Annotated in this window: 1 tRNA gene and 1 rRNA gene; both read left to right on the top strand. The window is 56.1% G+C overall.

Going from position 1 to position 1,906, the window contains the following annotated elements:
- Window positions 1-185: 185 nt before the first annotated feature.
- Window positions 186-1,672, top strand: a 16S ribosomal RNA gene (locus OC446_RS29040).
- A 154-nt stretch (window positions 1,673-1,826) separates the two neighbouring features.
- Window positions 1,827-1,903: transfer RNA gene (locus tag OC446_RS29035), tRNA-Ile, on the top strand.
- Window positions 1,904-1,906 lie beyond the last annotated feature (3 nt).

Raw genomic sequence — 1,906 nt, 5'->3', positions numbered from 1 at the left:
TTGCTCTTTGACATTGTTGAGAGGGAAGAGAAGCGTAGGCGGCGGTGTCCTTGCGGGCGATCTTTTGGGATTGCCGAGAGAACATCGACCAGTCTTACGTTTTGGTGAGTACACCGCTTCAGGGAAACCTGGAGATGGAGGTGCTCTGTCAATTTGCGTAGTGACTATAGTCGAGATCAAATTTTCAACTTGAGAGTTTGATCCTGGCTCAGAACGAACGCTGGCGGCAGGCTTAACACATGCAAGTCGAACGGGCCCTTCGGGGTCAGTGGCAGACGGGTGAGTAACGCGTGGGAACGTGCCCTTCAGTTTGGAATAACCCAGGGAAACTTGGGCTAATACCGGATACGCCCGCAAGGGGAAAGATTTATCGCTGAAGGATCGGCCCGCGTCTGATTAGCTGGTTGGTGAGGTAATGGCTCACCAAGGCGACGATCAGTAGCTGGTCTGAGAGGATGATCAGCCACATTGGGACTGAGACACGGCCCAAACTCCTACGGGAGGCAGCAGTGGGGAATATTGGACAATGGGCGCAAGCCTGATCCAGCCATGCCGCGTGAGTGATGACGGCCTTAGGGTTGTAAAGCTCTTTCGCACGCGACGATAATGACGGTAGCGTGAGAAGAAGCCCCGGCTAACTTCGTGCCAGCAGCCGCGGTAATACGAAGGGGGCTAGCGTTGTTCGGAATCACTGGGCGTAAAGGGCGCGTAGGCGGCTATGTAAGTCGGGGGTGAAAGCCTGTGGCTCAACCACAGAATTGCCTTCGATACTGCATGGCTTGAGACCGGAAGAGGTTAGTGGAACTGCGAGTGTAGAGGTGAAATTCGTAGATATTCGCAAGAACACCAGTGGCGAAGGCGGCTGACTGGTCCGGATCTGACGCTGAGGCGCGAAAGCGTGGGGAGCAAACAGGATTAGATACCCTGGTAGTCCACGCCGTAAACGATGAATGCCAGCCGTTGGCGAGCTTGCTCGTCAGTGGCGCAGCTAACGCTTTAAGCATTCCGCCTGGGGAGTACGGTCGCAAGATTAAAACTCAAAGGAATTGACGGGGGCCCGCACAAGCGGTGGAGCATGTGGTTTAATTCGAAGCAACGCGCAGAACCTTACCAGCCTTTGACATGTCCCGTATGGGTTCTGGAGACAGGACCCTTCAGTTCGGCTGGCGGGAACACAGGTGCTGCATGGCTGTCGTCAGCTCGTGTCGTGAGATGTTGGGTTAAGTCCCGCAACGAGCGCAACCCTCGCCCCTAGTTGCCATCATTCAGTTGGGCACTCTAGGGGGACTGCCGGTGATAAGCCGCGAGGAAGGTGGGGATGACGTCAAGTCCTCATGGCCCTTACGGGCTGGGCTACACACGTGCTACAATGGCGGTGACAAAGGGCAGCGAACCCGCGAGGGGGAGCTAATCCTCAAAAGCCGTCTCAGTTCGGATTGCACTCTGCAACTCGAGTGCATGAAGGCGGAATCGCTAGTAATCGTGGATCAGAACGCCACGGTGAATACGTTCCCGGGCCTTGTACACACCGCCCGTCACACCATGGGAGTTGGTCTTACCCGACGGCGCTGCGCCAACCGCAAGGAGGCAGGCGACCACGGTAGGGTCAGCGACTGGGGTGAAGTCGTAACAAGGTAGCCGTAGGGGAACCTGCGGCTGGATCACCTCCTTTCTAAGGATGTTCTCTTATGAGCAGGCATTTGCCTTCTCTATCGGAACACTTGGAACACAAGAGCTTCAGTCAGAAGCTCACTATGCGGGACGCTGCCGTCTTCGCTTCTCTTCTCAATTCCGGAACACATCGGTCGGGCCTTCGGGTTCGATTGGGGCCTGTAGCTCAGGTGGTTAGAGCGCACCCCTGATAAGGGTGAGGTCGGACGTTCGAGTCGTCCCAGGCCCACCATTA

Origin of the sequence: Microvirga sp. Mcv34 (assembly GCF_024519725.1) — a bacterium.
Classification (GTDB): domain Bacteria; phylum Pseudomonadota; class Alphaproteobacteria; order Rhizobiales; family Beijerinckiaceae; genus Microvirga.
Note: the sequence above shows the minus strand (reverse complement) of the source record. Positions and strands in the feature narration are given on the sequence as shown.